General features: G+C 76.5%; 14 protein-coding genes. 10 read left to right on the top strand and 4 right to left on the bottom strand.

Annotated features, from left to right (window positions below; genetic code table 11):
* The first annotated feature begins 42 nt into the window (after positions 1-42).
* Entirely contained in the window at positions 43-882 is an 840-nt protein-coding gene (locus tag ACN261_RS27820; RefSeq protein WP_425853661.1) for a fumarylacetoacetate hydrolase family protein, read from the top strand.
* 160 nt (positions 883-1,042) lie between these two features.
* Here ACN261_RS27820 and ACN261_RS27815 read toward each other — a convergent pair whose 3' ends face one another.
* The gene (locus ACN261_RS27815) at positions 1,043-1,780 is read right to left on the bottom strand and encodes an SDR family NAD(P)-dependent oxidoreductase (protein WP_421482614.1); all 738 of its coding nucleotides are present in this window, start codon (positions 1,778-1,780) and stop codon (positions 1,043-1,045) included.
* Between the two features lie 270 nt (positions 1,781-2,050).
* Between ACN261_RS27815 and ACN261_RS27810 the strand changes: the two genes are divergently transcribed.
* The 4 genes from ACN261_RS27810 to ACN261_RS27795 all read left to right on the top strand — a co-directional run bounded on the left by ACN261_RS27810 (position 2,051) and on the right by ACN261_RS27795 (position 6,335).
* Positions 2,051-2,737: a (Fe-S)-binding protein gene (locus ACN261_RS27810; protein ID WP_421482613.1), complete on the top strand. Its 687-nt coding sequence runs from the start codon at positions 2,051-2,053 to the stop codon at positions 2,735-2,737.
* On the top strand, positions 2,734-4,176 hold the full coding sequence (locus ACN261_RS27805; RefSeq protein WP_421482612.1) for a lactate utilization protein B: 1,443 nt from the start codon (positions 2,734-2,736) through the stop codon (positions 4,174-4,176). Before ACN261_RS27810 ends, ACN261_RS27805 begins: the two co-directional genes overlap by 4 nt.
* Positions 4,166-4,687: a LutC/YkgG family protein gene (locus ACN261_RS27800; protein ID WP_421482611.1), complete on the top strand. Its 522-nt coding sequence runs from the start codon at positions 4,166-4,168 to the stop codon at positions 4,685-4,687. Before ACN261_RS27805 ends, ACN261_RS27800 begins: the two co-directional genes overlap by 11 nt.
* A gap of 64 nt (positions 4,688-4,751) precedes the next feature.
* Complete coding sequence (locus ACN261_RS27795) at positions 4,752-6,335, top strand: DUF4139 domain-containing protein (RefSeq protein ID WP_425852963.1); 1,584 nt, start codon at positions 4,752-4,754, stop codon at positions 6,333-6,335.
* A gap of 48 nt (positions 6,336-6,383) precedes the next feature.
* Here ACN261_RS27795 and ACN261_RS27790 read toward each other — a convergent pair whose 3' ends face one another.
* From ACN261_RS27790 to ACN261_RS27780, 3 genes are all read right to left on the bottom strand, one after another.
* A complete protein-coding gene (locus tag ACN261_RS27790) occupies positions 6,384-7,916 on the bottom strand; it encodes a polysaccharide deacetylase family protein (protein ID WP_422755849.1) in 1,533 nt (510 codons plus the stop codon).
* Positions 7,917-8,028: 112 nt separating this feature from the next.
* Positions 8,029-9,399 (bottom strand): glycosyltransferase family 2 protein, encoded by a 1,371-nt coding sequence (locus ACN261_RS27785; protein ID WP_421482608.1) that lies wholly within the window; start codon positions 9,397-9,399, stop codon positions 8,029-8,031.
* 5 nt (positions 9,400-9,404) lie between these two features.
* Entirely contained in the window at positions 9,405-10,760 is a 1,356-nt protein-coding gene (locus ACN261_RS27780) for a nucleotide sugar dehydrogenase (protein WP_421482607.1), read from the bottom strand.
* A gap of 586 nt (positions 10,761-11,346) precedes the next feature.
* Between ACN261_RS27780 and ACN261_RS27775 the strand changes: the two genes are divergently transcribed.
* Genes ACN261_RS27775 through ACN261_RS27755 form a run of 5 tightly spaced genes read left to right on the top strand, consistent with a single transcriptional unit; the run spans position 11,347 to position 23,524 of the window.
* On the top strand, positions 11,347-12,222 hold the full coding sequence (locus ACN261_RS27775) for a DUF4132 domain-containing protein (RefSeq protein ID WP_425852960.1): 876 nt from the start codon (positions 11,347-11,349) through the stop codon (positions 12,220-12,222).
* Entirely contained in the window at positions 12,219-16,964 is a 4,746-nt protein-coding gene (locus tag ACN261_RS27770; protein WP_425852958.1) for a hypothetical protein, read from the top strand. Before ACN261_RS27775 ends, ACN261_RS27770 begins: the two co-directional genes overlap by 4 nt.
* Complete coding sequence (locus tag ACN261_RS27765) at positions 16,961-18,124, top strand: ATP-binding protein (RefSeq protein WP_421482604.1); 1,164 nt, start codon at positions 16,961-16,963, stop codon at positions 18,122-18,124. The genes ACN261_RS27770 and ACN261_RS27765 overlap by 4 nt, the downstream gene beginning before the upstream one ends.
* On the top strand, positions 18,108-21,650 hold the full coding sequence (locus tag ACN261_RS27760) for a vWA domain-containing protein (protein ID WP_425852955.1): 3,543 nt from the start codon (positions 18,108-18,110) through the stop codon (positions 21,648-21,650). Before ACN261_RS27765 ends, ACN261_RS27760 begins: the two co-directional genes overlap by 17 nt.
* On the top strand, positions 21,647-23,524 hold the full coding sequence (locus ACN261_RS27755; RefSeq protein WP_425852953.1) for a hypothetical protein: 1,878 nt from the start codon (positions 21,647-21,649) through the stop codon (positions 23,522-23,524). The genes ACN261_RS27760 and ACN261_RS27755 overlap by 4 nt, the downstream gene beginning before the upstream one ends.
* Positions 23,525-23,526 lie beyond the last annotated feature (2 nt).

Below are 23,526 nucleotides of genomic sequence, written 5' to 3'. Positions count from 1 at the left end.
TGGATGGCGTCGGCGGGACGCCCGATCGTGGAGGGGCAGCGGATGAAGCTGATGCGGGTGGGCCCGGCCGGCGCGGAACGGCCGGTGCTGTACGCCGACGGTCGGCACTACGACCTGTCCGCGCTCACCCCCGACATCGACGGCGCGTTCCTCGCCTCCGGTGGCCCCGACCGGGTCCGGGCGGCCCGCGACCTGCCGGAGCTGGACGTCACCGGGATGCGGGTCGGCCCTCCGGTGGCCCGCCCCGGCGTGGTGCTGTGCGTCGGGCAGAACTACGCCGCGCACGCCGCCGAGTCCGGTGCCGCCCCGCCCGAGACCCCGATCGTCTTCTACAAGGCGCCCAACACCGTGGTCGGCCCGTACGACGAGGTGCTGGTGCCCCGGGGCGCCACCGCGACCGACTGGGAGGTGGAGCTGGCCGTGGTCATCGGCCGGCGGGCCCGCTACCTGGAGTCGCCCGCGCAGAGCCTGGCCCACGTCGCCGGCTACCTGGTCGCCAACGACGTGTCCGAACGCGACTTCCAACTGCGCGACTCCGGCGGCCAGTGGTCCAAGGGGAAGTCCTGCGAGACGTTCCAGCCGCTCGGCCCGTGGCTGGTCACCCCGGACGAGATCCCCGACGTGCAGGACCTCGGGCTGCGTTCCTGGGTCAACGGCGAGCCCCGGCAGGACTCGCGCACCGCCGACATGATCTTCGACGTGGCGTACCTGGTCTGGCACCTGTCGCAGTACACGGTCCTCGACCCGGGCGACGTGGTCAACACCGGCACGCCCGAGGGGGTGGCCCTGTCCGGCCGGTTCCCCTACCTGCGCCCCGGTGACGTGGTGGAGGTCGAGGTGGACGGTCTGGGCCGGCAGCGGGTCACCATGGCAGCGGCCTGACCGGCAGTGGCCGAGCCGCCGGATCGGCGGTGGCCGAGTCGCCGGGTCGGCGGTGGCCGAGTCGCCGGGTCGGCGGTGGCCGAGTCGCCGGGTCGGCGGTGGCCGAGCCGCCGGGCCGGCGGTGGGCCGGCGTGGGCCGGGGGCCGCAGCCCCGGGTCAGTCAGCGGACCAGCCGCAGGCCGGACATGCCGCCGTCGACGGCCAGCGCGGTGCCGGTGGTCGCCCCGGAGACCGGGGAGGCCAGGAAGGCGACCGCCTGGGCCACCTCGTCGGCGGTGACCAGCCGGCCGGTGGGCTGCCGGGCGGCCAACCGGCGCTTCTCCGTGGCCGGGTCCTGCGCCCCGGCGAGCAACCGGGCCACCCACGGGGTGTCCACCGTGCCCGGCGCCACCGTGCACACCCGGATGCCGTCGCCCACCAGGTCGGCGGCCATCGCCAGGCTGAGCGCGTGCACCGCGCCCTTGGTGGCCGAGTAGACGGCCCGGTCGACCAGGCCCGCCGTCGCGGCGATCGAGGTGATGCTGACGATGGCGGCGCTGGTCGAGCGGCGCAGGTGCGGCAGGGCCGCCCGGCAGGCGCGGGCCACCCCGACGACGTTGACGTCCAGACACCGGTGCCACTCGGCGTCGTCGGCGGCCTCCACCGCACCGACCGCGCTGACCGCCGCGCAGTTCACCAGCACGTCGAGACCGCCCAGGGTCGCCGCGACCCGGTCCATGGTCCGCTCCAGCGGAGCGGTGACGTCGGCGGTGAGCCGCAGGTGCGCCCCGCCGGCCCCGGGCTCCCGGTCGAGCACGGCGACCCGCGCCCCGCGGGCGGCCAGCAGGTCGGCGACCGCCGCGCCGATGCCCGAGCCGCCCCCGGTCACGGCGGCCACCAGGCCCTGGAAATCCGTCATCTCGGCACCTCGTCGACGGGCGGTGGAGGCCGGGGGACGCCCACCCGCGCCCGACGCCCACCGGGCCGGCACGCCGCGACGACCGACGGGCCACCGGCCCGTCCCGCCGGTGCGCAGGATGCCGCACCCCGCGCCGACTGCATAGATCATATAGAATCCGTCAATCACGTCCCGGCCGTGCGAGGGGGCCCGGCAACGGGGGGCACGGCAACGAGGGCACGGCAAGGTGGCCTGGCGAATGCCGGCGAGGGGCGCGGCGAGGGGGGCACGGTGCGCATCGCGTTGTTCGTCACCTGCCTCAACGACGCGTTCTTCCCCCGGGTCGGCATCGCCACCGTGACCCTGCTGGAGCGGCTCGGCCACACCGTCACCTTCCCCGCCGGGCAGAGCTGCTGCGGCCAGTTGCACGCCAACACCGGCCACCGGGCCCCGGCCCGCGACCTGGAACGGCACACCGAGGCGGCGTTCGCCGGCCACGACGTCGTCGTCTCGCCGTCCGGCTCCTGCGTGGCCCACCTGCGGGCGCACACCCGGCTGCCGGTGCACGAGCTGTCCGAGCTGCTGGTGGACGTGCTCGCGGTGACCGACGTGGGGGCCCGCTTCCCGTACCGGGTCACCTACCACCCGACCTGCCACGGGCTGCGGATGCTGCGGCTGGGCGACCGGCCGCTGCGGCTGCTCGCCGCCGTACGCGACCTGGAACTGCTGCCACTGCCCGAGCCGGAGCAGTGCTGCGGCTTCGGTGGCACCTTCGCGCTGAAGAACGCCGCCGTGTCCGGGGCGATGCTCGCCGACAAGTGCGCCCACGCGGTCGCCACCGGCGCCGACTACCTGGCCGCCGCCGACAGCTCGTGCCTGGCCCACATCGGTGGTGGCCTGGCCCGCCGACCCGACGCCCCGCGACCCGTCCACTACGCCGAGATCCTCGCCGCCACCGGCGGTCAGGCGATCGGATGACGCCCCCGCCGGGCCGGCACCTGCCCATCGTGGCGGCCACCCCGTTCCCCCGGGCGGCGGCCGGCGCGCTGCGCGACGCCCAGCTCCGGGCCACCCTGGGCCGGGCCACCCGCACCATCCGGGACAAGCGGGCCGCCGTGGTGGCCGAGGTGCCCGACTGGGAACGGCTGCGCGAGCGGGCGGCCCGGGTCAAGGACGACGTCATCGACCGGCTGCCCGAGCTGGTGGACCAGTTCGCGCGGGCGGCCACCGCCGCCGGGGCGACCGTGCACCACGCCGCGGACGCCGCCGCCGCCAACGCGCTGGTCACCGAGCTGGTCCGGACGCGGGGCGTCGACCGGGTGGTGAAGGTCAAGTCGATGGCGACCCAGGAGATCGGCCTCAACGAGGCGCTCGCCGCGGCGGGGGTCACGGCGGTGGAGACCGACCTGGCCGAGCTGATCGTGCAACTCGCCGACGACACCCCGTCGCACATCCTGGTGCCGGCGATCCACTACCACCGGGGGCAGATCCGCGAGCTGTTCGCCCGCCGGATGCCCGGCTTCACCGCCGACTCGGACGACCCGGCGGTGCTGGCCGGCGCCGCCCGGGAGTACCTGCGGCGGACGTTCCTGTCGGCCCGGGTCGCCATCTGCGGGGCCAACTTCGCGGTGGCGGAGACCGGTTCCCTGGTGGTCGTCGAGTCCGAGGGCAACGGGCGGATGTGCCTGACCCTGCCGGACACCCTGATCGCCGTGGTCGGGGTCGAGAAGCTGCTGCCCCGGTTCACCGACCTCGGTGACTTCCTGCGGCTGCTGCCGCGTTCGTCGACAGGTGAGCGGATGAACCCGTACACCTCGATCGTCACCGGGGTGACCCCCGGCGACGGGCCGCGCCGGCTGCACGTCGTGCTGCTGGACAACGGCCGCCGGCGGATCGCCGCGGACCCGGTGGGGCGGGCGGCGTTGCGCTGCATCCGCTGCTCGGCGTGCCTGAACGTCTGCCCGGTGTACGAGCGGGTCGGCGGCCACGCCTACGGCTCGGTCTACCCCGGACCGATCGGCGCGATCCTCTCGCCCCAGCTCACCGGGCAGGACGCCGGCCACAACGCGACCCTGCCGTACGCCTCGACGCTCTGCGGGGCCTGCTACGACGTCTGCCCCGTCAAGATCGACATTCCGGCGATCCTGGTGCACCTGCGCCAGACGGGGCCGAAGCCGGCCGCCGAACGCGCGGCGATGGCGTGGCTCGCCTGGACGATGCGCGACCGCCGGCGGTGGCGGGCGGCGCTGCGCACGGCGCGCTCCGGCGGCCGGCCGCTGCGGGTGCTGACCCGGCGGCACGGCGGGCGGCTGCGCCGGGCGCCGTGGCCACTGTCGGCGTGGACGGCGCACCGGGACGCCCCGCTGCCGGCCGGGGAGTCCTTCCGCGACTGGTGGCGGCGGACCCATGACTCCTGAGCTGAGCGCGCTCTTCGCCGCCCGCGCCGGTGACTACCGCGCCGGGGTGCACCCCTGCACCCCGGCGGAGCTGCCCGACCTGCTCGCCACCCTGCTCGCCGGGGCCACCGCCGTGGTGCTGCCGGCCGGGACACCGTCGGAGTGGACCGCCCGGCTGGGCCCGCCCACGCTGCCCGGGGACACGCTCACCGCCACCGAGCTGGACGCGCCCGGCCTGGCCGTGCTCACCGGCTGCGCGCTCGCCGTCGCCGAGACCGGCACGCTCGTCCTCGACGGGGGCCCGGCGCAGGGCCGCCGCCTGCTGACCCTGGTCCCCGACCACCACGTCTGCGTGGTCCGGGCCGCGCAGATCGTGGCCGACGTGCCCGACCTGGTCCGCGCCCTGCCCGACCCGACCCGCCCCGTCACGATGATCTCCGGGCCCTCCGCGACCAGCGACATCGAGCTGAGCCGGGTGGAGGGCGTGCACGGCCCGCGCCGCCTCGACATCGTCTGCCTGCCCCCGGCGTAACCGACCCACCCGTCGGCCCACCGTCGTTCCGGCCGGCGTGCGCACCCCGGCTACCCTCGCCGCCGTGGACGCTGTGGAGATCGAAGCACCCGTGGTCGCCGTCACCGTGTATCCGGACCGGGCCCGGGTCACCCGCCGGGCGAGCATCCGGCTGGCCGCCGGTGAGCACCGGCTCCGGATCGCCCCGCTGCCGTTGCGGCTGCGCCGCGACTCGCTGCGGACCGGGGGCGGGGGCGCGGCCACCGTCCTCGGCGTGGAGGTGAGCACCTGGCGGCAGGCCCGCAGCACCGACGCCCAGGTCGACGCGCTGACCCGGCGGGCCCGGGAACTGGCCGACGAACTCGCCGAGATCGACGACGCCACCGAGGTCGAGACGCAGCGGCAACAGTTCCTCACCCGACTGGCCGACCGGGCCGGCGGCACGTACGCCCGTACGCTGGCCGCCGGTGACGCCGCCGCAGCCGACGTGACGTCCTTCGCCGACGCGGTCGCCACCCAGCTCACCGACTCCCACCGCCGCCGACGCGGGCTGGCCCGGCGACGTGTCGACCTGACCGAGGAACTGGCGGCCGTGCAGCGGCAGGTGGCCGACGCGGGCGGCAAACGGGCACCGGACCGGCTGGCCGCCGACGTGACGGTCGCCGTGGACGCCGACGACACCACCGTGGACCTGGAGCTGACCTACCTGGTCGACGGGGCCCGCTGGCAGTCCTCCTACGACCTGCGGCTGGTCGGCGACGCCATGACGGTCACCTGGTCCGCCCTGGTCACCCAGGACACCGGTGAGGACTGGCCGGAGTGCGCGCTGCAGCTGTCCACCGCTCGCCCGGCGGCCGCCGCCGGCGTACCGGAGTTGTCGCCCTGGTACCTCGACCGGGTCCGGCCGGTGCCGGTGGCGCGGGCGGCGGCGAGCTTCGGAGCGCCACCGCCGCCCGCGCCCGCCGCGGCCCCGGCCGGCGGCGGTGGGGCGGCCCGCGCGGGCGGGCCACGGCCGCTGGTGCGCGACAGCGTCGCCGAGGTCGAGCAGGGCGTCACCGCCGCGACCTACCGCCCGGCCCGCCCGGTGGCGGTGCCCGCCGACGGCAGCGCCTACCGGGCCGTGATCGCCGTGCTGGACCTGCCGGTCCGCCTCGACCACGTGACCGTGCCGCTGCGGGCCGCCGAGGCGCACCTGCGGGCGACGGTCCGCAACACCTCCACGCACACCCTGCTGCCCGGCCCGGCGGCGGTGTTCCACGACACCGACTTCGTCGCCACCACCCGGCTGCCGACCTGGGCGCCCGGCGAGGAGACCGAGGTGGCGCTCGGAGTGGACGACCGGGTCCGGGTGGAACGCGAGCTGACCCGGCGCTCCGACACCCGGGCCGCGCTCGGCTCCACCCGGCGGCGGGACGTGGAGTACCGGATCAGCGTGGCCAACCACACGCCGCGACCGGCGACGGTGGAGGTCCGCGACCAGCTGCCGGTCTCCCGCGACGAGGCGGTGACCGTCCGGGAGGCCACCGTAGTCCCGCCGCCGGACGAGCGCACCGAGCTGGGCGAGCTGACCTGGCGGCTGCGGCTCGGGCCGGGGGAGGGCGGCGACATCACCCTCGGGTTCCGGGTCGAACTCGGCAAGGGCGTCGAGCTGGCCGGCTGGCGGGAGTGACCGCGTTCCCGCCGCGACCCGCCCGGCCGGCCGGGCGGGTCGCGGCGGTCACCCGACGGCCGTCACGGTGAGCGCGGCGACCGACGGGTGGGGCCGCCCCTGCGCGTCGTCGATCGCCACGGCCAGTCCGCCGGTGGCCCCCGGCCCGGTGGGGGTGACCACCCGCAGGGCCGGACCGCCGTCGACCCTGGCCACCGTCTCCCCGTCGCGCACGGTGACCGTGACCCGGTGCGTGGCGGCCGGGTCCACGACGGCCTCGGCGACCACCGTGCCGGCGCGCAGCACCGTTAGCCGGCCGTGGGCCACCCGGACCGAGACCGTGGCGTCGCCGTTCACCCCGACCAGCAGGGTGACGGTGCCGCCGTCGGCGCGCAGGCCGCGCACCGTGGCGTCGGCCGTGTAGCCGGTCCAGTCCGCGCTGGCGTACGCGAGCAGGGTGCCGTAGGCGCGGCGTGGGCTGTCGGCGGGGAACCGGCCGCCGGTCAGCGGGGACAGCTCGGTCATCGGCTCGCCGTGCTGGTCACGCCAGTCCCAGGGACGGGCGAACGGGTCGGTCACCACGGCGGGCAGAGCGGTGCGTTCCACGACCGCGCTGACCAGTTCGGCGGCGCTGGTCCGGGCGTACACCTCGGCCCGCTCGACCTGCCCGTCGGCGGCCGAGCGGCGGCTGCTCGGTTGCGGGGCGAGCGACTTGTTGGTCAGCGCGGCGACGAACCGCTCGGCGATCAGGTCGCGGCTGAAGGCCGCGGCCTCCGGGTCGGTCGTCGCGTCCCCGATCTCGGAGAACGGGTACGCGAACAACTGCGGGCGGGGCAGCCGGTGGGCGGTGAACGCGGCGAACATCGCGTCGAAGTCGGCGGTCAACCGCTGTCGGTAGCCGGCCAGGCTCTCGCGCGTGCCGGTGGCCGGCTCCCACCGCCGGTGGGTCAGCGGGGAACCGAGCCGCCCCGGCGCGGTCTGCACCCGGGTGTGCAGGTCGTGGGTGTGCGCCTGGAAGTCCCACCGGCCGGAGCGGCTCATCCGGTCGATCTCCGCCCAGCTCAGGTAGTACGGCCGGTGGGTGCCCACCTGCCCGGTGATCAGGTAGGAGGCGGCCACCATCCGGTGCCGTTCCAGGATCGGGTCGGCGTACGACCACAGGCCCCGGGTGCCGTCGTCGAAGGTGAGGTAGACCGACCGGGCCGGTATCTCGCCGCCGCGCAGGTAGTCGACGTACTGGGCCGAGGAGATCGTCCGGTAGCCGGCGGTGCGCAGGGCGGTGAGCTGGGCGTCGAACGCCTCCGGGGTGACCACGTAGTGCTCCCGGCCGGTCGGCTCGGTCGCCGCCGGGTCGTCGCCGTGCGGCCGGATGTCGTGGTACGCGACCACCACCGGCGCGGCCCGGTCCGGCAGCCGCGCGGCCGTCTCGGTGAAGCGGCGCAGGTCGGCGGGGTCGACCCGGGTGACCGGGGTGTCGTGCTGCCCGCTGACGTGGCGACGCAGGTCGTCGAGGTACCAGGACACCCCGAAGGGCGCCGCCACCACCAGCAGGGTGACCAGCGACAGCAGCCCGCCGAGCGCGCGTGGCCAGAGCCGGCTCACCGGAGCACCCCGCCCCGGGTGAACACCACCGCGTAGAGCAGCACCAGCGTCCCCGCCCCGGCGAGGGTGAGCGCCACCCGGGCCAGCCGGGTCAGCAACCGCCGCCCGGCGTTCACACCGTGCTCCGCGACCACACGCCGCGCCGGATCGTCCCCACCGACCAGGGCAGCAGCCAGGACAGCACGGCCGCGGAGAGCACGCTCATCAACGGCCGGTACGCCCAGCGCGGGTCACCCGGGTTGTCCAGCCGGTAGGCCAGCCCCCACGCGGTGCCCTTGAGCAGCACCCCGCACAGGTAGAGCAACGGCACCGCCCACCAGCCGCGCAGCGGCGCCCACACCAGGTGGGAGAAGGCCATCGCCGGGGCGAGCGCCACCCACAGCGCGTGTCCGTAGTAGAGCGCGGCCGGGCCGGGCCCCCGCCGCCACATGAACGTGCCGGTGAAGAACAGGTTCCGCACGTAGCTCTTCTTCCAGCGGGTCTGCTGGCGCAGGAAGGGCCGCAGCCGGGCCGGCACGGTCGTCCACACCTTCGCCGAGCGGACGTAGCCGACCCGCCAGGCGCGCGGCGGATGGTCCTCGTCGCGGACGAACGGCGAGTCGGCGAAGCGCCGCTTGAGCCGGTCGCCGATCCAGCGTTGCCCCAGCACGTAGCCGGTGAGCTGGCGGTCGGTGGCGAACCGGAACTCGCCGCCGAGGAACCGGTCGGCCGCCCAGGCGGGCAGGTAGTTGAGCACCGCCTCCCGCCGGAACACCGCCAGCGGCCCGGAGACACAGGTGACCGCCCCGAACGACGCCTCGGCCGCCTTGGAGACCCGGAACTGGCCCTCGTACCAGACGTCCTGCACCCGGCTGAGCAGCGACTCGTCGGGGTTGAGCGCCCGGGCGTGGCCGCTGACCGCGCCGAGGTCCGGTCGCCGCAGCAGCGCCTCGACGCAGCGTCCCACCGCGTCCGGGGCGAGCACGCAGTCGGAGTCGGTGAAGGCGAGCACGTCGCCGGTGGCGTGCCGGGCGGCGTGCACCAGGGCCCGCTTCTTGCCGACGTTGCGGGGTAGGTGCAGCACGGTGACCGGGAGTTCGGCGGCGAGCCGGTCGAGCACCTGGGCGGTGCCGTCGGTGGAGCCGTCGTCGACCACGATCACCTGCAACGGGCGGTACCCGCTGCCGGTCATCGACCTGACGCACGCCTCGATGCCGTCGGCCTCGTCCTTCACCGCCACCAGCAGGCTGACCGTCGGGGACGGCGGCAGCGGCGGGAACGCGGCGTCGTGCCGGGGCTGCGCCGGGGCCTCGGCCGGGTCGACGTAGCGGGCGTAGGCCAGGTAGAACACGGCGACGGTGGCGGTGAGCACGGCGAAGCCGTAGAACGCCAGCAGCGGGGCGTACGGCAGCTGGGGCAGTTGGCGGGCCAGCAGCACGATCAGCGGGAGCAGCGCGAGCACGGTGAGCAGCCGGCGCAGGCCGCGCCGCACGGGGGCGGTCACCGGCATCAGAGGACCTCCCGCCGGGGCAGCCCGGCCAGCCGGTAGGTGGCGTCGAGCACCATCGGCTGCCCGCGCAGCCACGCCTCGTCCAGGCCGGACTGGCGGGTGTGCACGACCACCAGGTCCCACTCCCGATCGGCCGGGTCGGCGACCCGGTGCAGGAGTTGGCCGTCGGGGGTGCGGACCGTGTCGACCAGGTCGTCGACGAAGGCCACGTCCGCGCCGGCCCGGACCAGCTCACCGATGATCTCCAGGGCGGGGGACTCCCGTACGTCGGCCACCCCGGGCTTGTAGGTCACCCCGGCCAGCAGCACCCGGGCTCCGAACAGCGGGCGGCCGGCCCCGGCGAGCAGTTCCCGGACCCGGTCGACGACCCGTCGGGGGCGGGCGGCGATCCCCCGCATCGCGGTCTCGATCAGGGGCGCCTCGCGGCGCTGCCCACGGACCTGCCACAGCAGGTAGTGCGGGTCGCACGGGATGCAGTGCCCGCCCACCCCCGGGCCCGGCTGGAAGGCCATGAACCCGTACGGCTTGGTGTCCGCCCCGTCGATCACCTCGGTGACGTCCAGGTGCAGGTCCCGGCAGAGGTCGGCGAACTCGTTGGCCAGGGCGATGTTCACCGCCCGGAAGGTGTTCTCCAGCAGCTTGGTCATCTCGGCGGCCTCGGGGGAGCCGAGCCGGTGCACCAGCGGGGTGATCCGGGCCAGCGCGGCGGCGGCCCGCGCGGTGCACTCGCCGGTGGTGCCGCCGACCACCCGGGGGGTGAGTTCCTGCCGGTGCCGGTCGTTGCCGGGGTCGACCCGTTCCGGGGCGAACGCCACGAAGACCTCCTGCCCGACCCGCAGGCCCCGGGCGGCCAGCGGCTCGACCAGCAGCTCGCGGGTGGTGCCGACGTAGCTGGTGGAGGTGAGCACGATGGTCTGGCCGGGGCGGGCGTGGGCGACCACCGCCGCGCAGGCGGCCCGCAACGCGGTGAGGTCGGGGGCGAGGTGCCGGTCCACCGGGGTGGGCACGCAGATCAGCACCGTGTCGGCGTCGGCGATCTCGGCGACCGCGGTGGTGAGGCGCAGCGCCGGGTCGGTGGCCCGCAGCGTCTCGCGCAGCCGGTCCCGGTCGTCGTCGAGCAGGTCGGCCCGGTCGGCCCGGATGTCGTCGAGCCGGTCCGGGGAGATGTCCACCCCGGTGACCCGGGCACCGCCGGCGACCAGGGCCAGGCTGGTCGGCAGGCCCACGTAACCGAGGCCCACCACGGCGGTACGCGCACCGGGGCCGGCGGCGACGGCCGGCTCCGGCGGGGCGACGGGGGAGACGGGTGCGGTGGTCGGGACGTCGGCCCGGGCGGCGGGCAGGAGCTGCGACATGGTCGGTGGCCCTCACGGAAGGTGAACGGGGATGACCCCAGAGTGCCGATCCGGTCGCCCCGTCGACTGTCCGTCGAACAGTCGCCCGGCCGCAGAAAGGCTACGGCCGCCCCCTGTCCGTTCGGTCAGTTCTCGGCGTGGCCGCAGCCCTGACGCGTCGTTGTCGCCCCGGTGTCTGACTCACGGTGGTCCCAGCCGGCTCATCGACACCGCAGGTCACGGTGCTGTCGGCGGACGACGTCGAGTAAGAATCATCACTTGCGGTGAGCCGCCGGCCGTGCTCCACCGCCCCCTCCGGCCGGCGCGGCGGGCCGGGGTCGTGCCCCGGGGGCGGTGCCGCACACCGGGGCGGTGCCGCCGGTCGCGGTCCGCGAAGCCTTGGCCGGTCGCGGGCGGGACGCGGTGCCGGGGCGCAGGGGTGCCGCGGTCCGCCGGACACCCGCTGGCACGCCCATCGATGGTCACCGACAGTGAAGTCATCGTGTCGTTGCCGGGCCGTCACCGGGTGGCGGGACGACGCCCCGACTTTGTCGCCCGGGTGGGCTAGCCTCCGGTGTCTTCTTCCGTCGAGACGTGGGGTGTCCACATGGGATGGTCAGAGGTGTCGGGTGGCTACCAGGTCACTCTCCGCGACGGCGACGTCGTCGCCCGGAACGCGAAGGGGCGGGAACTGCGGTCCGTGCCGGCGTCCCTGCGCGACGATCCGACCGTGGTGGGGCTGCGGCAGCTCACCGAGTGGCTGGGCCGGCACGAGACCCAGTGCCGCACCGACATCGAACGCTGGATGGTGCGGTCGCTGCCGGTGCCGGTCGCGGTCCTGACCGAGGTGTGGCCGGACGAGGCGTGGCGCACCGCGCTCACCGACCTCGTCGTCGCCGTGCTCGACGACGACGGCCGGCGCGACCCGGACGGCGTGGGCCTGCTCCGCGAGGTGGGCGACGGCCAGGTCGGACTGGTCGACCTCGACGGCGACAGCGTCCGCCGCAGCGCGGACCGGGTCGTCATCCCCCACCCGGTCACCCTCGACGACCTCGACGACCTGCGGGAGTTCGCCGCCGAACTCCAGGTCCGACAGTCCGTCGACCAGCTCTTCCGGCAGACCTGGGTCCGGGGCGCGGACGTCGACGCGACGGCGACCCGCTACGGCGGCTACGCCGGCGGCCGGTACGACCAGCTACGGCACCTGACCGCCCGCGCGACGAAGCTCGGCTACCCGGTGCGCGGCGGTAACGCCGTCTGCCGGATCGTCGAGAACGGCGTCACCGTCGAGGCCCGTTCCTGGGTCGGCGCGGACGACCCGTACTTCGAGACCGAGACCGGTGACCTCGTCTTCACCGACCGGCACGGCACCGCCCTGCCGCTGGGCGAGGTCGGCCCGGTGGCCTGGTCGGAGGGAACCCGGATGGCCGCCGCGCTGTACGCCGGCCGGGTCGTGGCAGCAGAGCAGGAGGAGGACCAGTGAGCGTCGACGCGACGGACCTGTTGGAGGCGGGCGCGGTGCTGCCCGTCGGCACGGTGGTGGCCAAGGACGACACCACCGACACCCTCACCGCCCGCCGGTACACCCACCCCGTCCTCGCCGGACGGACCGTGGTCCGGCTGGTCAGCGGCGCGCTCGGCGAGGCCGAGGACCTGTCCATGGAGTTCCTGGGCTTCGCCCGACCCGAGCGGGCGACCCCGGTCGGCGTGGTCCGCCAGCAGGCGCTCGGCTTCCCCGCCTGGGCGCTGGTCAACGACCCCGCCAACGGCCACCACGCGCTCGCCCTGGTCAAGGAGATCGAGCGGCTGGCCCGCACGGCGCGCTCCCGGGTCGGCCCGGCCAAGGACGGCTTCAACGCCCTCGGCGAACGGCTGGCCCGGTCGGTGCCGCACTTCCTGCCGACGTTCTACGAGGAGGCCGGCCGGGCGTTCCTCGCCGCCGACAGCGTCACCCACGCGGCGACCATGTTCGGTAAGGCCCGTGACGCCGAACGCGCCTACGGGCTGACCATCGACGAGGACCGCCAGCACGCCGTGTTCCTGGAGTTCGCGCTGGCCGGGGCGTTGACCGCGAAGGCGCTCTCCGGCCACGCCCGGGACCTGGCGACCCGGCGCACGCCCGCCGACGCGTACGCGATGTTCCTGCGGCTGTGCGTGGAGCGCACCCTGGGCGGCCTGCCGCCGTACGCGGCGATGCACACCGACCTGCGTCGGCTGGCCCGCGCCGCCGGCCTCGACCCGGCCACCGAGGACGAGCGGGTGCTCGGCGAGCTGCTGGCCGCGCCGGCCCTGCACCGGGCCCCGGAGGCGTTCTGGACGGCCTACCGGCAGCCACTGGCCCGGCTCGCCACGGCCGACCCCGCGCTGCGCGGCCGGCTGCTCGGGCTCACCCCCCGCAACTGCGGCGACGACGTCTGGCTGGCGGTGCTGGAGGAGGCCGACGCCACCCGCGCGCTGACCGGGCCGGCGGGTGCCGTCCCCGCCGAGGCCGAGTCGCCCGACGGGCCCGCCGGCTGGCTGCGCCGCTTCGACGAGCACCGGGAACGCCGCTCGTGGCGGGTCCGCAAGCGGCACCCCGGGCTGCTCGCCCTGGTGGAGCGGATGGCGGGACGGCTCAAGGCCGACGGGGTGCCGGTCGCGCTCTGCCGCGCCCACGACGCCGTGGACCTCGACCTGCTCGACACCTGCCTGGCCCTGGGGGTGCCCGTCGCGGATCCGGACGGCGACGTCCGGCACCGGCTGGACAACTGGTTCTCCGACGACACCGACGGCCGGCGTGACCTGGTCGCCGTCGCCGCCGACTCCCGGTTCCTGCCGGTGCTGGTCGAGGGCGTCGAACGGCGACTGCGCACCGGCGGACGGGACCTGCGCGACCCGACGCCCCGGGTACGGGAGATCGTCGCGGTGCCGGGCCTGCGGACCGCCCTGCGCAGCTGGCTGGACACCCTCGCCGACGCCGTCGGGCGGCAGGGGCTGCCGACGCTCGACCAGCACCTCGACCGGGTCGGCACCGTCGCCTGCCCGACCGGCTTCGCCGTCAACCCCGACGCGGTACGCCGGCTCGTCGACCACGACCTCGGCCCGGTCCTCGGCCGGACGCTGCGCTCCGGCCTGCTCGACGAGTACGGCTGGCCCGCCCTGGACACCGCCGCCGAACGGCTCACCGAGTCGACGTCGGACGTGCAGCTCACCGGGCAGTGGCCGAACCTGCTGCTGCTCACCGGCGACCTGGTGACGGTCATCGGGCCGGACGGGGTGGAGCAGGAACACCTGATGCGGATCCCGGCCGGGGAGAACCGGTACCGCTGGCGGCTGGTGCTGCGCCACGTCGACGGGCAACTGCTGGTCTGCTGGGACCGGGGCCGGGACCGGGCCGCCTACTGGAGCGGCACCCCGGACGACGTCTTCACCCTCGCCGACGACGCCTTCACCACCTACCCCCAGCTGTCGCTGCCGCTGCCCGGCGGCGGGCGCACCATGGGGCGGCGTCCGTTGCGGGTCGGCGACCGGGCCGAGCGGACCGGTGGCCGGGTCATCAGCGACGGCACCACCTACTGGCTGCGCGCCGCCGACAACCCGCTGGGCTGGCAGGAGTACGACCCGACGACGGGCGAGCGTGGACGGTTCTCCCGGCCGACGTTCTTCGAGGACGGCACCGTCGACGGTCGACCCCTCGACGCCGGCCTGTCCTGGCTGCGCCCCACCGCGTCGTCCGACAGCCCGCTGGGCCGCGCCGACGGGCTGGCCGGCTGGCGGGTGCGGCGCACGGCGGACGGCGGCTGGTCCGGCGAGGCCGTGAACGGGCGGTCCTTCACCCTGCCGGCGGGTGCCGCCGACGGCAGGCTCGCGGCGGCGGTGCGGTTCCCCGGCGCGGACACCACCTTCGGACTGCTGCACGGTGGCCGGGGCGCCAACGGCGACCTGCTGCTCTGCGCCGAGGACGGCTTCCTGCTCGGGCGCTACCCGTCCGGTGGTGAGCGGTCCGCGTTCGCCGCCGGCAGCCGGCTGGTGCCACCGGCGGAGTACTGGCACTTCCTGCGGCCCCGCGACGAGGCCGGCTCGGCGGCGCTGCGCGGCGTCACCGACGCGCAGGCCGGCGCCCTGCTGGCCGAGGCGGCCGGGCTGGACGCCGACCAGGTGCGTGCCCTGGTCGCCCGGCACCTGCCGCAGCTCACCGCGCCCGCCCTCGTCGCCGGGGTCGCCGGCCTCGTCACCCGGGCCGCCGAGCAGGTGACGCGGCTGCGGACGCTGGCCGCCGTGCTCGACGGCGAGCAGGACAACGCCCTGCCGGCGCAGGAGGCCCCGGCCGGTTCGCCGGCGGTCGACCGGCTGCTCTCCGAGGGGCTCGCCGGGCTGATCCAGTACTGCTACGCCGCGGAGGACAGCTCGCTGCGGCTGATCTCCCGCGCGGGTGCCGCGCTCACCGGCACCGACGCGACGCATGCGCGGGTGCAGCTGGACGGTGACCTCGACTGGTTCGACCTGCTGGGGGTGCTGCCGGCCGCGATGTACCGGGCGGTGGCCCCGATCTGCCTGTCCGAGGTCCGCGAGGCGCTGCTGACGTTGCTTGAGGTGTGCGCCCGTTCCGGGCTCCTGGCCCCGGGCAGCCGACTGCGGCGGGTCACCCTGGTCGCCGACGGCAACCAGCCGGTCGACCAGGTCCGGGGGCAGGTGCTGACCGAGGCCGGCCGGCGGTTGCTGGTGCTCGCCGTCGACACCGACGACCGGGAGGTCGACGTCCTCGACTGGACGCCGACCGGACGGTTCTCGGCGGTGCCCGGCTTCCGGATCACCAGGGAGGAGATCCTGCCGACCGGTGACGTCACGCCGCAGCGGATCGACGAGTTCGTCCGGCTCGCCCGGGCCAACGAGCCGCTGGAGTGGCAGCCCGAGTGGGCCCGCACCCTGTCCGAGGCGGCGGGCATGAGCCACGCCGAGGCGGTGCTGCTGCTGGCGGGCCTGCCCCGGCTCGTGTGGGAGAGGGCCCCCGCCGAACTGCTGACCATTCTGGAACTGCCCGACCCGGCGGCCCCCGCCGCGGCGGCCCGGTTCTGGGGCACCGGCGGTCGCGGCCGGCAGGCCTTCGCCAACCTGCTCGGGCGGCTGATCCCCGAGGACCCGGCGCGGCTGTGGGTCGACGGGCCCCGACAGGATCTGATCGTGCAGGAGTGGGTGCGGCGGCACGGGCCACGGCGACCGGTGTCCGACGAGTTGATCGTCGGAGTGGACAAGGCCGAGGTGACCAGCCCGCTGCCGGCCTCGACGGTGCTCCACTGGGTCGCCAACGCGACCACCGGCCGGTGGCTGGCCGGGGCCGACACCGGCGTCGACGACGACGACGCGTTGATCGCGCTGACCAGGACGCTGCCGTGGCTGGCGTACCACCTGGCCGTCGACGACCCGATGCGGGCGGCGCTGCCGGTCGCCGCCGACCTGGCCCGGCAACGGCTGGCTGACCCTGGCTTCACCGTCTCCATCGGGCACGTCGACGGGGCCAAACTATCGGCGTTCACCGCCGCGTTCGGCCTGCCGGTGACGACCGGCCCGGCCGGCACCGAGGTCGGCCCGGTGCTGATTCCGCCGACCGACCGCTGGCACCGGGTCCGGTTGTACCCGTCCCGGCTGTCCGCAACGGACGATCCGGCGCTGGCCGTGCTGCGGGCCCGCCTCGACCACGTCAACGAGCAGCTGCTCGCGGCGCTGCGGGCACTGCTCGGCGGCCAGCTCACCGAGGTGGTGTCGCACGTCGTCCCGGCGATGGACGACGGCTTCGCGCAGGACCCGACCCGCTCGGCCGCGGACCTGGTCACCACGGTCGCCACCACGCTCGGGCTGGGCGTCGACGCGGCGGCGCTGTACCTGCAACTGCTCGCCCTGCCCGACCCGACCGACCGCAACGTGGCCCGGTGGACCGGCTGGAAGCCGGCCCGGCTCAAGGCGGCCCGCGCCGAGCTGGCCGCGACCGGGCACGTCGTGGTGGCGAAGCGGCCCCGGGCCGGGCGGTCACTGTTCCTGCCCGGCGGCTGGTTGGCGCTCAAGGCACCGCTGCTGCCGCTGGAACGGTGGAAGCTCCCGCTGCTGATCGGGGGCGAGGGCGGCGTGACCGCCCTGGGCATCGTCTCCCCGGTGGCCCCGCCGCCCCGGCTGTTCGCGCTCGCCTGGGCCCGGCTGTGCGACGGCGACGCACCCCGCTTCGACGATCTCGTTACGGAAGGACGCCGATGACCACCACGACCACGCGTGCGGCCCGGCAGGTCCAGCCGGCCGAGCACGCGCACGCCGCCGAACTGGCGTTCCTCGCCGCGTACGACGACGGGCCCCGGCCGCCGGGCTGGCGGCTGACCCCGCGCGCGGTCGTCACGTTCATCGTCGGCAGCGGCGGCGTCGCGCTGGAACTGCCCCGGCAGGCCCGCCGCGACGACCTGCCCCGCACGCTGACCGTGGCGGCCAAGTTCGTCGGGGAACGGGCGCTCGTCGAACGCTGCGTCGTCACCCTCGCCGGGGAACGGGGCCTGCTGCTCGTCGGCGAACCGGGCACCGCGAAGTCGATGCTGTCGGAGCTGCTGTCCGCCGCGATCTGCGGCAGCAGCGAACTGGTCGTGCAGGGCACCGCCGGCACCACCGAGGACCAGCTCCGCTACGGCTGGAACTACGCGCTGCTGCTCGCGCACGGGCCGAGCGCCGCCGCGCTGGTGCCCTCGCCGATCCTGGCCGCGATGCGCACCGGCGCGGTGGCCCGGGTGGAGGAGATCACCCGCTGCCTGCCGGAGGTCCAGGACGCCCTGGTGTCCATCCTGTCCGACAGGCGGATCGCGGTGCCGGAGCTGTCCGGCACCGCCGACGCCACCGTCCCCGCCGCACCCGGGTTCACCCTGATCGCGACCGCCAACCTGCGCGACCGGGGGGTGTCGGAGATGTCGGCCGCGCTCAAGCGCCGGTTCAACTTCGAGACCGTCGGCCCGATCGGCGACCTGGCCCAGGAGATCGCCCTGGTGCAGCGGCAGGCCCGCGCCACGCTGGAGCGGGTGCACGCCCCGTTCGCCGTCGACGACGCCGTGCTGGAGGCGCTGGTCACCGCGTTCCGCGACCTGCGGGCCGGGCAGTCGGTCGAGGGCTGGGAGGTGGAGCGGCCGTCCACCGTGATGAGCACCGCCGAGGCGGTGGCGGTCGCGTCGTCGCTGGCGCTGGCGGCGGCCTACTTCCCCGGCGACCGGGACGTGGTGTCGCTGCTGCCGGGGCACCTGCTCGGCGTGGTCCGCAAGGACGACCCGGCCGACGGGGCCAAGCTGCTCGGCTACTGGGACGGCGCGGTGCGGCGACGGGCCGAGGACGGCGCACGCCTGTGGCGGCGGCTGTGGGAACTGCGCGATGTCCTCACCGACTGACCCGCCCGTTCCCGCCACCGGGGAGCCGACGACGGTCGACCCCACGGTCGCGGTCGCCGCGCTGGCCGGGCACCGCCGCCCGTACCTGATCGGGGTACGGCACCACTCGCCCGCGCTGGCCGTGGCGCTGCCCCGGCTGCTGGCCGGATACCGGCCGGAGGTGCTGCTCCTGGAACTCCCGCCGGAGCTGGGGCAGTGGCTGCCGTGGCTCGCCGACCCGGCCACCGCCGCCCCGGTGGCGCTGGCCGGGGTCCTCGGTGACGGCGGCGGGCCGGCGTTCTACCCGTTCGCCGACTTCTCCCCGGAACTGGTCGCGGTGCGCTGGGCCGCCCGCAACGGGGTTCCGGTCGTACCGTGTGACCTGCCGCTGGCCGACCCGGCCTGGCGGGAGCGCGAGCCGGGTGCCGCCCCGACGCCGGGCCGGTCGTTCGCCGACGCGTTGCGCGCCGCCGGCAGCGGGCGGGCCGACGAGGACCTGTGGGACCGGTCGGTCGAGGCCCGCGCCCCGGGCGCCGACCCGGAGGCGGTACGCCGGGCGGCGCTCGCGGTCGGCTGGGCGCTGCGCGCCGACGCCGAGCGGGGGGCCGGGGTGTCCGCCCTGGACCTGCGCCGCGAGGCCCGGATGCGGCAGTGCCTGGCCGAGGCGGGGCAGCGGCGGGTCGCCGCCCTGGTCGGCGCGTTCCACGCTCCGGCGCTGCTGGCCGGGGAGGAGGCCCCGGTGTCGGTGGTCGGGCGGGAGGCCCCGCCACCGGCCGGCCCGGCCGGCGCACCGGCGGCGGTGACCTCGCTGGTGCCGTACACGTTCGGGCTGCTGGACGCCCGGTCGGGCTATCCCGCCGGCATCCGCGACCCGCAGTGGCAGCAGTCGGTCCTCACCGCCGACGGCGACCCGGCGGCGGTCGAGTCGGCGACGACGGACGCCGTGGTGGCGGTCTGCGCGGCGATCCGCCGGGCCGGTCACCCGGCCGGCCCGGGGGAGGCCCGGGAGACCGTCCGGCTCGCGCTCGACCTGGCCCGGCTGCGCGGCCTGCCCGCGCCGGGCCGGGGTGAACTGGTCGAGGCGATCCAGAGCGTGCTGGCCCACGGCGAGGTGCTCGGCCGGGGCCGGGCCGTGGCGCACGCGATGGAACACGTGCTCGTCGGGGACCGGCGCGGCGTGCTGGCCCCCGGCACCCCCCGCTCCGGGTTGGCCCCGGCGGTCCGTGAGCTGCTGGCCGGGCTGCGGCTGCCCGGTGCCGGCGACCCGGCCAGGGAGCTGCGGCTGGACCCGCTGCGCTCCGCCCTGGACCGGCGGCGGGAGGTCACGCTGCACCGGCTCCAGGTCTGTGACGTCGCGTACGCCGAACAGGTCGGCGGTGCTGGCGTCGGCGGGGTGGACCCGGTCACCACCAGGTGGCGGGTGCAGTGGTCGCCCCGGACCGAGGCGACGATCGAGGTGGCCGGGCTGCGCGGGGTGACCCTCGGGCAGGCCGCCGATGGTGCGCTGGTGGAACGGCGGCGGCGGGAACGTGCCGAGGACGGCCCGACCGTCGCCGCCGTGATCACCGGCCTGGCGGACGCCGCGCGGTGCGACCTGACCGACCTGGCCGCCCGCCGGCTCGCCGAGGTGGCGGTCACCGTCCCGGCCGAGGGCACCCTCGGCGAGCTGGTCACCGCGTTGGCGTTGCTCGACCGGCTGCGTCTGGGGCACCTGCCGGGCGGTGCCGACCTGCCGCCGGACGAGCTGGGCCGGGTCGCCGAGACGCTGGAGAGTGCCGCGGTCCGCCAGGTCGACGGGCTGGCCGGCGCGCAGGACGTGGCGGACGCCGAAGCGCTGGCCACGCTCGCCCAGCGGGCCGACGCCGCCGGAGCGGGGCTGCGGCTGGCCGACTGCCTGGCCCGGCTCGCCGCCCGGGGCACCCCGCTGATGGCCGCCGCCGCCGGGGCGGTCCGGGTGCTGCTGGGCCTGCGGGAACCCGCAGCCTTCGGGCGGCTCGTCGCGTCCTGGGTGGACACCGCGTCCACGCCCACCGGGCGGCAGCAGCTCCAGGGCCACCTGACCGGGCTGCTGGTCGTCGCCGAACCGCTGCTGCGGGCCAACGGCGAGGTGTTCGACGGCCTCCTGGAGCGGGTCGAGACCCTGCCCGACGAGGAGTTCCTCACCCGGCTGCCGGCGCTGCGCGCCGGCTTCCACGTGGTCAGCCCGGCCGGCCGGGACCGGCTGCTGGAGGTGGTCCGGGGACGGCTCGACGACGCCGGCCCGGACGCCGACGTCGCGGTGCTCGACGACCCGGACGCCCTGCTGGTCCGGCTGCGGGCCGACGCGGCGGGCCGCCTGGCGCTCGTGGCGCAGGGCCTGCTCGCCGCCGAGCCGGCGGCCCCGTCGCCGGAGCCGGCGGCGGCCGCCGACGCGACGCGGCCGGCCACCCGGCGGGCCCCGGCCGGCGGGCTGTCGACCGTGGACCGGTGGCGGCTGGTGCTCGGGAGGGAGTCGACCCGGGTCGGGCCGCGCGCCCGCCGGTACGCCACCGCCCTCGACGAGTTGTACGGGGCCGGCCGGGGCGAGGGGGCGGCGGCCGAGGCGGCCGGCCGCGCCGGTCGGGAGGCGTCCTTCCCCGGCGTACGGGAGTGGGCGCAGGAACTGTCCGCCCTGTTCGGCCCGGGGGTACGCGAGGAGGTGCTGGCCCGGGCGGTGGAGGCGGGCCGGCTGGACGCGGTGACCGAGCTGGATCCGGCGGCGGTCCGCCCGTCGGTCGAGCTGCTCCGCGACGTGCTCACCCTCGCCGGTGGGCTGCCGGAGTCCACGGTGGCGCGGCTGCGCCCGCTGGTGGCCCGGATCGTGGCGGAGCTGACCCGGCAGTTGGCTGCCCGGCTGCGCCCGGCGCTGACCGGGTTGACCACCCCCCGCCCCACCTACCGGCCGGGCGGACCGCTGGACCTGCCCCGGACGCTGCGGGCCAACCTGGCCACCGCTCGCCGTGACGGGCAGGGCCGGGTGACGCTGGTGCCGGACCGGCCGGTGTTCCACACCCGGGCCCGGCGGGGGGTGGACTGGCGGCTGGTGCTCGTCGTCGACGTTTCCGGCTCGATGGAGGAGTCGGTGATCTGGTCGGCGCTCACCGCCGCCGTGCTGGCCGGCGTCCCGGCGCTCAGCACGCACTTCGTCGCCTTCTCCACCGAGGTGGTGGACCTCACCGAGCGGGTGGACGACCCGCTCGCCCTGCTGCTGGAGGTCAGCGTCGGCGGGGGCACGCACATCGCGGCCGGGCTGCGCTACGCCCGGTCCCTGGTCACCGTTCCGCAGCGGACGATGGTGGTGGTGATCAGCGACTTCGAGGAGGGGTACCCGATGGGTGGTCTGCTGGCCGAGACCCGGGCGTTGGTCGAGGCGGGCTGTCAGGTGCTGGGCTGCGCCAGCCTGGACGACACCGGCCGGCCCCGGTACTCGGTGGCGGCGGCGGGCCAACTGGTCGCGGCGGGGATGCCGGTGGCCGCGTTGAGCCCGTTGGAGCTGGCCCGGTGGGTCGGGGAGCAGGTGCGGCGGTGACCGGCCTGCCGCCGGTGACCGCGCCGGTGCTGGCCGAGGCGTTGGACGCGCTGCCCGCCCGGCTGCGCCGCAAGGTCGACGACGCGGTCGTCCGGGCCGGCGGCTGGCCGGTCACCGGCACGGCCGGTGAGGTGAGCGTCCAGGTCGACGAGGCGACCACGGTGACCCTGGTGACGGTCGACGGGGTGGTGCGCCGGGCCGCCGACGCCCGGTGCAGTTGCCTGCTCGCGCCGAACTGCCTGCACCGGATGGCGGTGCTCGCCCTGGCCCCGGTGGACGACGGGGTCCCCGTGGACGACGCGGACCCCGTGGACGACGCGGCCCCGGTGGGCGACGCGGCCCGGCCGCCGGCCGCCGACCGGCCCGTCGGCCCGGCTGCCGCCACCGACCCGCCCGCCGGGGTGACCGGCGACGCGGTGGCGGACGGCGCCGGGTCACCCCCCGCGCCCACCGGACGGCAGCGGGCCGCCGCCGACGGACTGTGGCGGGTGGGCGTGGCGGTGCTCGCGGCGGGGACCGTCGGCTGCGGGGTGGTGCTGCGGACCGCCCTGCTGCGGGCGGTGCACGAGGCCCGGGCCAACGGCCTGCACCGGGCGGCGGCGTCCGGCACCCGGGTCGCGGCCGGGCTGCGGGCCGCCCGGGAGGGGGAACCCCAGCACCGGCTGGCCGACCTGACCGACGACCTGCGGGAGCTGCTGTCCGTGTCCCGCCAGCTGCGCGGGGACACCCCGGCAGGTGACCCGGGCGCGTTGCTGGGCACCGCCCGGCGGACCTACGACCCGCAGGCCGGCCTGCGACTGTACGGGCTCTGCACGGTCCCGGTGGTGGCCGATTCCGGGTACGCCGGGGTGGTCACCTACCTGGCCGACCGCGACGGTCGACTCTGGACGGTCGCCGATCTCGCCCCGGGGGACGTGGGCCGCGCCGCCGGGGCGGGCGACGCGACGGTGGCGGTGGGCGAGTCGGGGCTCAGCCACCGGCAGCTCACCCGGGCCGGGCTGGTGGTGTCCGGCGGCACCGCCTCGGAGTCGGGGCAGCTGGGTGCCGGCAAGGCGGTCCGGGCGGCGCGGGCCGCCGGGGTCGGCTGGGCCGACGAACCTCTCGCCGGGCTCTGGGCCCAGCCCCTGCCCGAGCAGGTCCGCCGGGCCTTCGGCGCGGTGGCCCTGCCGCTGCCGGAACGTCCCGCCGGTGCCGACCTGCTCTTTGTGACCGTACGGGTGCTGGGCGGGCACGAGCACACCGTGCTGGTCGGCACCGACGACGGGGTGGTCCTGACGCTGACCGTCGCCGACGAGCACGCCGCCCTGCCGCACCGGGCCAACCTGCGCCTGCTCGGGCAGGCGGTGGGGGCTCGGCTGCGCCTGGTGGGCCGCCTCGATCCGACCCGCCGGGCGACCGTGCAGGCGCTCGCCGTGGCACCGGTCGACGGCGACGGACCGGGGCTCACCCTGCCGCCGAGCTGGGCGGGTCACGCCGACCTCGGCTACGACCGGCTGCACGCGAGCCAGCTCAGGGCGGGCGACGGCGCGGTGGCGGTGGCACCGGACCGGCTACCGGATGCGGCCGTGCCGCGTCCCCGGCTCGGCGATCCCGCCCTGGGGCTGCTGCGCCGGCAGGTGGAGCGGGTCGTCTCGGGTGGCCGGGCGATCCAGGCGTTGGCCGACCCGACGGAGCGGACGCTGCGGCTGGCCCGTCTGGATCTCGGCGCGCACCTGCTCGCCGCGATGGGCTCGGCGGCCCGGGCCCGGCCCCGGGACGCCTTCGGGCGGCTCACCGACGACGACGGGCAGGCGTTCGCCGAGTCCTGGCTGGCGGTGGCGGTCTACGAGGAGGCGGCGTCCCGGGCGTCGGCGGAGGCGTCCTGGCTGCCCTGACC

The sequence above is a fragment of the Micromonospora sp. WMMD723 genome, from assembly GCF_049863385.1.
Classification (GTDB): domain Bacteria; phylum Actinomycetota; class Actinomycetes; order Mycobacteriales; family Micromonosporaceae; genus Micromonospora; species Micromonospora wenchangensis.
This window is presented reverse-complemented; position numbering and strand designations above follow the sequence as displayed.